The following is a 9,158-nucleotide window of genomic DNA, read 5'->3' as shown; positions in this document are numbered from 1 at the left end:
GGTCACAACAGATGAGTGCACCGTACGAAAAGGTCGTCCAGGCGCTCCGGAAGTCCCTGGAGGAGACCGACACGCTCAAGAAGCGGAATCAGCAGCTTCGTGCCGCTTCCCATGAGCCGATCGCGATCGTGGGGATGGGCTGCCGGTTCCCCGGTGGTGTCGACTCGCCCGAGGCGCTGTGGGATCTGCTGTCCTCGGCCGGTGACGGTCTCTCGCCATTCCCGGCCGACCGGGGCTGGGACCTCGACGCGGTGTTCGACCCCGAGCCGGGGCGCACCGGATCGACGTACGTGCGCGTCGGCGGGTTCATCGAAGGCGCGGCGGAGTTCGACGCCGAGCTGTTCGGGATTTCGCCGCGTGAGGCGCTCGCCATGGATCCGCAGCAGCGGTTGCTGCTGGAGACGTCGTGGGAGGCGCTGGAGCGAGCGGGCATCGACCCGCTGTCCCTGCGCGGTTCCGCCACCGGTGTGTTCGCTGGGACCAACGGCCAGGACTATCTGCATACCGTGGGTGGCCGACTGGAGGGCGTGGAGGGTTTTGTCGGTACGGGGTCGGCGGCCAGTGTGATCTCCGGCCGGATCTCGTACGCCTTGGGTCTGGAAGGTCCGGCGGTGACGGTCGACACCGCGTGTTCGTCGGCGCTGGTGGCGCTGCACCTGGCGAGCCAGGCACTGCGTTCCGGGGAATGCCGGATGGCGCTGGTCGGCGGCGCGACGGTGATGTCCACCCCGGCGGCCTTCGTCGAGTTCTCCCAGCAGCGCGGGCTGGCACCGGACGGCCGGTGCAAGGCGTTCGCGGAAGGCGCGGACGGTACGGGCTGGTCCGAGGGGGCCGGCGTGCTGGTAGTGGAACGCCTTTCGGACGCGCGGCGGCTGGGGCACGACGTGCTGGCGGTCGTGCGGGGCAGTGCGGTCAATCAGGATGGTGCGTCGAACGGTCTGACGGCTCCGAACGGCCCGTCGCAGCAGCGGGTGATCCGCCAGGCTCTGAAGGCGGCGAGGGTCTCGGCGTCCGAGGTGGACGCGGTGGAGGCGCATGGTACGGGTACGAGTCTGGGTGACCCGATCGAGGCGCAGGCGCTGCTCGCGACGTACGGTCGCGAGCGTGGCGACGGCGAGCCGTTGTGGCTGGGTTCGGTGAAGTCGAACATCGGCCACACCCAGGCCGCCGCCGGTGCCGCCGGGCTGATCAAGATGGTCATGGCACTGCGCGAACAGCGTTTGCCGAAGACGTTGTTCGTGGACGCGCCCTCCTCCCATGTGGACTGGGAGGCGGGCGCGGTACGGCTGTTGACCGACTCCAGGGAGTGGCCACGCGGCGAGCGTTCGCGCCGGGCGGGCGTCTCCTCGTTCGGAATCAGCGGTACCAACGCACACGTCATCCTCGAAGAGGCACCGAAGACCACGGCGGCAGCGCCCGAGCTGCCGGCGCAGCCGGGACAGTCCGAGCAGCCGGTGCAGCCGGGGCTGCCGTCAGTGGAACAGCCGTCCGCAGAGCTGCCGGTGGTGCCCTGGGTGCTGTCCGGCCGCACCCCGGACGCGGTGCGTGCCCAGGCCGGCCGCCTCGGGGCCTTCCTCGACGGCAGGCCCGCCTCCCCGGCGGACGTCGGCCTTTCGCTCGCGACCACCCGCGCCGTCCTGGAGCACCGGGCGGTGGTGCTCGCCGCCGACGGCCCGACCCTGCGCGCGGGCGCCACCGCACTGTCCGGCGCGGCCGAGGCCGACGCGTCCGTGGTGGCCGATGTCGTCACCGGAGCGGTACGCAAGGGCCGTACGGCGTGGATGTTCACCGGCCAGGGCAGCCAGCGCGTCGGCATGGGCCGTGAACTCCACGGCAGGTACCCGGAGTTCGCGCGGACCCTGGACGAGATATGCGGCCTCCTGGACAGCGAACTGTCAGGCGCCGCCGGATTCGATGTGTCCCTTCGGGAGGTGTTGTTCGCGGACGAGGGCTCGGCCGAGGCGGCGCTGCTGGACCGGACCGGCTACGCCCAGCCCGCCCTGTTCGCGGTGCAGATCGCCCTCGTGGAACTGCTGCGGTCCTGGGGCATGCGGCCCGACGTACTGCTGGGTCACTCGATCGGCGAGTTCGCCGCCGCGTACACGGCCGGTGTGTTCGAACTGGCCGATGCCGCCCGGCTGGTGGCGGCTCGGGCCCGCCTGATGCAGGCGCTGCCCGGCGGTGGCGCGATGGCCGCGATCGAGGCCACCGAGGACGAGGTGCTGGAGATCCTGAACGGGCTCTCCAACGAAGACGAAGACGGAGACAGCGACGGCGACGGCGACCGATACGGAGACCGCGACGGAGCCTCGATCGCGGCCGTCAACGGCCCCTCGGCGGTGGTGATCTCCGGTACCGAGGATGTCGTGGAACGGGCGACGGCCGTAGCCCATGAGCGGGGCCGACGTGTCTCCCGGCTGCGGGTGAGCCACGCTTTCCACTCTCCGCTGATGCGCCCGATGCTCGACGAGTTCGCCCGGATCGCTGCCGGGATCACCTACCGGGCTCCCCGTACACGGGCGGTCAGTACCGTCACCGGCGAGCTGGTGACCGGCGAGGACTGGGCGACCCCGGATTACTGGGTGCGCCAGGTGCACCGGCCGGTGCGCTTCCACGACGCGCTGCGGACCGCGACCGCCGGACAGGGCGCGGCCCGGCTGCTGGAGCTGGGCCCCGATCCGGTGCTCAGCGGCCTCGCCCAGTCCGTGGTCGCTGACGCGGATTCCGCTGATGCGGATGGTGTCGACGCGGTGGCGGTTCTGCGGAAGGACCGGGCGGAGTCCGGGACGCTGATGGCGGCAGTGGCCCGCATGTTCGTGAGCGGGGCCAAGGTCGACTGGGCGGCGGTGTTCGCCGGGACCGGCGCCCGGCGGGTGGAGCTGCCGACGTACGCCTTCCAGCGGGAGCGGTTCTGGCTGCTGGACCGGGAACTTCCGGCGGAGGAGATCGCCGAGTCCCTCGGGATCGAGCGACGCTTCTGGGAGCTGATCGAGCAGGGCGATGTGGAATCCCTGGCCGGGCAGTTGGGAGTTCCCGCAGCCACGCCGTTGGACGCGGTCGTGCCGGTGCTCTCGGACTGGCGGTCGCGGCACCGCGCGGAGTCGGAGCTGTCGGGCTGGCGCTACCGGGTGCAGTGGAAGCCGGCGAATTTCCCGGCCTCGGCCCGGCTGTCCGGAACCTGGCTGGTGGCCGTCCCGCACGAGGCCGTTCCTGATGAAGGCGGAGACGCTAGCGTCGACGCCGGACATGACGCTGTGATCGGGGCCTTGCGGCTGTCCGGCGCGGAAGCGATCGCTGTACCGGTGTCCGCCGACGACACGCGTGAGTCTCTGGCAGCCCGGCTCAGTGCCGAGACTGCCCTGCCGGAGGCGGCCGGGGTTGTGTCTCTGCTGTCCACCGCTGAGATGACGCTGGCTCTGGTGCAGGCGCTGGCGGAGGCTGATAGCGCGGCGCGTGTGTGGTGTGTGACGCGTGGGGCGGTGTCGGTTGCGTCGGGTGAGTTGTTGGTGGATCCGGCACTGTCTCAGGTGTGGGGTCTGGGTCGTACGGTGGCGTTGGAGCAGCCTGAGCGTTGGGGTGGTCTGGTCGATCTGCCGGAGGACGCGGACAGTCGCAGTGTCTCCCGGCTGGTGTCGGTGCTGGCGGGTGCCGGTGGCGAGGACCAGGTAGCCGTACGGTCTTCGGGTGCTTTCGCGGCGCGGTTGGTGTCTGATGCGGCTGGTGCTGGTCGTGGGGAGTGCTGGTCGCCGCGTGGCACGGTGTTGGTGACTGGTGGTTCGGGTGCTTTGGGTGGGCATGTGGCGCGTTGGTTGGCATCTTCGGGTGCTGAGCGTCTGGTGCTGCTGTCCCGCCGTGGTGATCAGGCCCCTGGTGCTGAGGAACTGCGGCGTGAGCTGACCGAGTTGGGTGCTGAGGTCAGGTTCGTGGCGTGTGATGTCGCTGATCGTGACGCTGTTCGGGCGGTGCTGGACGGTATCCCTGAGGAGTTCCCGCTGTCGGGGGTTGTGCATACGGCCGGGGTTCTTGAGGATGGTCTGGCGGCCGAGTTGACGCCTGAGCGGTTGGCGCGGGTGTTGTCGGCGAAGGCGGATGCGGCGCGTCTCCTGCATGAGTTGACGGCTGACCGGGAGCTTGACGCCTTCGTCCTGTTCTCGTCCATCGCCGGTGTTGTCGGAAATGCGGGTCAGGCGGCCTATGCCGCTGCCAATGCGTATCTGGATGCTCTGGCTCAGTACCGGCGTGGTCTGGGTCTGGCCGCGACGTCGGTGGCCTGGGGGCCGTGGGGTGGCGACGGCATGGCCGCCGACTCGACCGTGGCGGAGCACTTCCGTCGCCTGGGTGTGCGTCCGCTTGCCCCGGAGCGTGCCATCGCCGCCCTGCGGCAGGTGCTCGGGGACGGGCGGGTCTGCCCGACCGTGGTCGATGTCGACTGGCAGCGCTTCGCCGCCACCATGGCATTCACCCGCCCCAGCCCGCTGATGGCTGACCTGCCCGGGGTGGCGGTGGAGCGTACTCCCGCCACCGGGAGCGACGGTGAACTCGCGGCGCGGCTGCGTGGCCGTTCGGCGGCCGAGCAGCGCCGGGCGGTGCTCACACTGGTCCAGTCCCAGGTCGCCACCGTGCTCGGGCATTCCTCGGCTGCCACGGTCGACCCCGGCCGGGCGTTCAAGGACCTCGGATTCGACTCCCTCACCGCCGTTGATCTGCGCAACCGCCTGGCCCAGGCTACCGCTCAGCCGCTGCCGGCCACACTCGTCTTCGACCATCCGACTCCCTCCGCCCTCGCGGGGTTCCTGCGGGAACAGATCGTGGGGGAGGCGCCGGTGACGGACGTCGTCCCCGGACACGGCGCGCCGGTCGGTGCGGCCGACACGACGGACGACCCGATCGTCGTCGTGGGCATGGGGTGCCGCTTCCCGAGTGGTGTCGACTCGCCCGAGGCATTGTGGGATCTGCTGTCCTCGGAGGGGGATGGTCTCTCGCCGTTCCCCGACGACCGGGGGTGGGATCTCGACGCGCTGTACGACCCCGACCCGTCCCGGGTGGGCACGAGTTACGTACGCGTCGGCGGGTTCATCGAAGGCGTGGCGGAGTTCGACGCGGGGCTGTTCGGGATCTCCCCGCGCGAGGCACTCGCCATGGATCCGCAGCAGCGGTTGCTGCTGGAGACGTCGTGGGAGGCCCTGGAGCGGGCAGGGATCGACCCGTTGTCCCTGCGCGGTTCCGCCACTGGTGTGTTCACGGGCACCAACGGCCAGGACTATCTGCATACCGTGGGCGGTCGCCTGGACGGTGTGGAGGGTTTTGTCGGTACGGGTTCGGCGGCCAGTGTGATCTCCGGCCGGATCTCGTACGCCTTGGGCCTGGAAGGCCCAGCGGTGACAATCGATACGGCATGCTCATCGGCGCTGGTGGCGCTGCACCTGGCGAGCCAGGCACTGCGGTCGGGGGAGTGCCGCATGGCCCTCGCGGGTGGCGCGACCGTCATGTCCACCCCGGCGACCTTCTTGGAGTTCTCCCAGCAGCGCGGACTCGCGCCGGACGGCCGGTGCAAGGCGTTCGGTGAGGGCGCGGACGGTACGGGCTGGTCCGAGGGCGCCGGGGTTCTCGTACTCGAACGCCTTTCGGACGCGCGGCGGCTGGGGCACGACGTGCTGGCGGTCGTGCGGGGCAGTGCGGTCAATCAGGATGGTGCGTCGAATGGTCTGACGGCTCCGAACGGCCCGTCGCAGCAGCGAGTGATCCGTCAGGCGCTCGCGGCTGGTGGGCTTTCGGTGTCGGAGGTGGACGCGGTGGAGGCGCATGGTACGGGTACGAGTCTGGGTGACCCGATCGAGGCGCAGGCGCTGCTCGCGACGTATGGCCAGGGTCGTAACGGCGGCGAGCCGTTGTGGCTGGGTTCGGTGAAGTCGAACATCGGCCACACCCAGGCCGCCGCTGGTGCTGCCGGGCTGATCAAGATGATTCTGGCGTTGCGTGAGGAGCGGTTGCCGAAGACGCTGTACGCGGATGAGCCCTCGTCCCGGGTGGACTGGGACGCGGGTGCCGTACGGGTGTTGAGCGAGGCCCGGGAATGGCCGCGCGGAGAGCGGACCCGTCGCGTCGGTGTGTCCTCGTTCGGGATCAGCGGCACCAACGCCCACGTCATCCTCGAAGAGGCCCCCGAGCCCAAGCCCGCAGCGCCCACGTCCGCAGCGACCACCCCCGTGGCGCCCACGCTTGGTTCGGACGAACAGCCGTCTGCGGAACTGCCGGTGGTGCCCTGGGTGCTCTCCGGCCGTGACGCGCGGACGGTGCGGGCCCAGGCCGGCCGCCTCGCGGCGTTCCTCGACGACCGGGACGACTCGCCCCTGGCCGTCGGCCTGTCGCTGGTCACGACCCGCGCCCTTCTCGACCATCGCGCCGTGGTGCTCGGCGCCGACGCCCCCGCACTCCGTACGGGACTGACGGCTCTGGCCGACAGCGATGTCTCTGCGGTGTCGGGCGTCGTGTCCGAGGGGCGCACGGCATGGATGTTCACGGGGCAGGGCAGCCAGCGCGTCGGAATGGGGCGTGAACTCCACGCCACGTTCCCGGTGTTCGCCCATGCCCTGGACAAGGTGTGCGCCCACCTGGACGCGGAGCTGGACGGCGCCGCCGGGTTCGATGTGTCCCTTCGGGAGGTGTTGTTCGCGGACGAGGGCTCGGCCGAGGCGGCACTGCTGGACCGGACCGGTTACGCCCAGCCCGCCCTGTTCGCGGTGCAGATCGCCCTCGTGAAGCTGCTGCGGTCCTGGGGCATGAGCCCCGACGCCGTGTTCGGCCACTCCGTGGGTGAGCTGGTCGCCGCGTACACCGCCGGGGTGTTCGAACTCCCGGACGCCGCCCGGCTGGTCGCCGCACGCGCCCGTCTGATGCAGGCTCTGCCCACGGGCGGAGCGATGGCGGCGATCGAGGCCGACGAGGACGAGAGTCTCCGTATCCTCGAAGAGACGGCCAAGGACGCCCCTGCGGGGGCGCGCGTCGTGATCGCGGCCGTGAACGGCCCCTCGGCGGTGGTCGTCTCCGGCGACGAGAACGAGGTCGAGCGTGCGCTGTCCGTGGCCCGCGCCGAAGGCCGCCGGGTGTCCCGGCTGCGGGTCAGCCATGCCTTCCACTCCCCGCTGATGGAGCCGATGCTGGAGGACTTCGCCCGCGTCGCGGAGAGCGTCGGCTACCGTCAGCCGGTGCTCCCTGCTGCCAGTACCCTCACCGGGGAGCCGATGGGGGAGCGGGACTGGGCCACCGCCGACTACTGGGTGCGGCAGGTGCGTCGGCCGGTCCGCTTCCACGACGCCGTACGGACCGCGACCGGTGAACTGGGTGTGACCCGCCTGTTGGAGGTCGGCCCCGATCCGGTGCTCAGCTCGCTCGTACGCTCCGACGTGGACGTGGCGGTCTCCGTGCTGCGCGGGGACCGCGCCGAGACCGAGAGCGCGCTGACCGCCGTCGCCGAGATGTTCGTGCGCGGCGCGGACGTGGACTGGGCCGCGCTCTTCGCCGGAACCGGCGCTCGGCGCGTCGAACTGCCGACGTACGCCTTCCGGCGCCGTCGCTTCTGGCTGCCGGACCGGGCCGTCGCGCCGGGGAGCGGTTCGCTGCCCTCGCAATGGGACACGCGCCGGCCCGAGCCGGCGGACGCCGCTCTGCCGGAGCCCGAGCTGACCGAAGACGACCGTGAACTCGCCTCCCGGCTAAGGGAGATGACCGCAGAGGAACAGGACCGGGCGCTGCTCGCCCTGATCACGTCGCAGGTCGCCGCCATCCTCGGGCACACCGACCTGGCGGAGGTGGGCGTCGGCCGTAAATTCCTCGAAGCGGGCTTCACCTCCCTGTCGATCACCGACCTGCGCGCCAGGCTCAGCCGGGCGACCGGACTCGTACTGACGGCAGAGGCGCTGTTCGAACACCCGACACCCCGGGCGCTGGCCACCCATCTCATGACCGGGCTGGCGGGACTCACCGGGACGACGGTCACGACCGGCCAGGCGAGTCCGACCGACCAGCCGACTCTGACCGTCCTGCCGAGTCCGACCGACCAGACGACTCCGGGTGACGCAGCGGCTCCGACCGGCTCGGAGACTCCGACCGGCTCGGAGATTCGGACCGGTCCGGCGGCTCCGGCGGCTCCGGTCGCCCCGGGGCGCGCGGCACCGGGTGGGACCGTCACCCACCTGTTCCGGCACGCCTTCGACCAGGAACGGTACGAGCGCGGCATGGACCTGCTCGACCTCGCGGCCGGGGCGCGCCCCAGGTTCCACGTCTCCGACACCGGTGACGGGACGTCGGCCGGTGCGGAGCCGGTGCGGCTCTCGGACGGCTCGGAGGCCGAACCCCTGCTGTGCGTGCCCTCGTTGGTGGCCCCGGCGAGCCCGTACCAGTTCGCCCGGTTCGCCCGAGCGCTGCGCGGCACCCGCGACGTCTGGGTCCTGCCCACTCCGGGCAGCGGCCGGGACGAGGCGCTTCCCGCCGGTCTCGACGCCGCTGTCGCGCGGCAGGCGGACGCGGTGCGGCGCGCGTTCGGCGACAAGCCGCTCACGCTCGTCGCCTACTCCTCGGGCGGCTGGCTCGCCCACGCCCTTACGGCGCGGCTGGAGGCACTGGGCACCCCGCCGCGCACGCTGGTCCTGCTGGACACCCCGGCCGGCGCGGGCGCGGACCTCGCGCTCGGCATGGCGATCACCACTCATCGGCTGATGGGCCGCTTCCCGGACGTCCCGGTGGACGACGACCAGCTGACCGCCATGACGCACTACGCGGGCCTGTTCACCGGCTGGCGTCCGGAGCCCGTCACCACCCGGACGCTGTTCGTACGAGCGGCCGAGTTCGTCCCCGAGCTGCTGCTGGAGGCCACACGGCCGTCCTGGCCGCTGGAGCACGAGATGCTCGAAGTGACCGGCAATCACTTCACGTTGATGGAGAACGACGCGGAGACCACCGCGCGGCGGGTCCACGAGTGGCTCAGGGACCAGGAGTGACATCAGGCGGTGGGTCCTGGCCGGTAGCCGTACGGCACCGGCCGGTGGCCCGGTAGCACCGCACCGGCCGGTCCCCCTTCGCACCGGCCGGTGCGGCCACGAAGAAGGCCACCGCGGGAGCGGGGGGAACCCCACGCGGTGGCCTTCGGCTCTCGGTTTTCT

Annotated in this window: 1 protein-coding gene; it reads left to right on the top strand. The window is 71.3% G+C overall.

What is annotated here, in order from left to right; all coding sequences use genetic code 11:
- Nucleotides 1-11 precede the first annotated feature (11 nt).
- Nucleotides 12-8,996, top strand: coding sequence for a type I polyketide synthase (locus tag ACIOJD_RS26290; RefSeq protein WP_401918020.1), 8,985 nt, complete (start codon nucleotides 12-14; stop codon nucleotides 8,994-8,996).
- Nucleotides 8,997-9,158 lie beyond the last annotated feature (162 nt).

Origin of the sequence: Streptomyces sp. NPDC088116, from assembly GCF_044741745.1 — a bacterium.
Lineage (GTDB): Bacteria > Actinomycetota > Actinomycetes > Streptomycetales > Streptomycetaceae > Streptomyces.
This window is presented reverse-complemented; position numbering and strand designations above follow the sequence as displayed.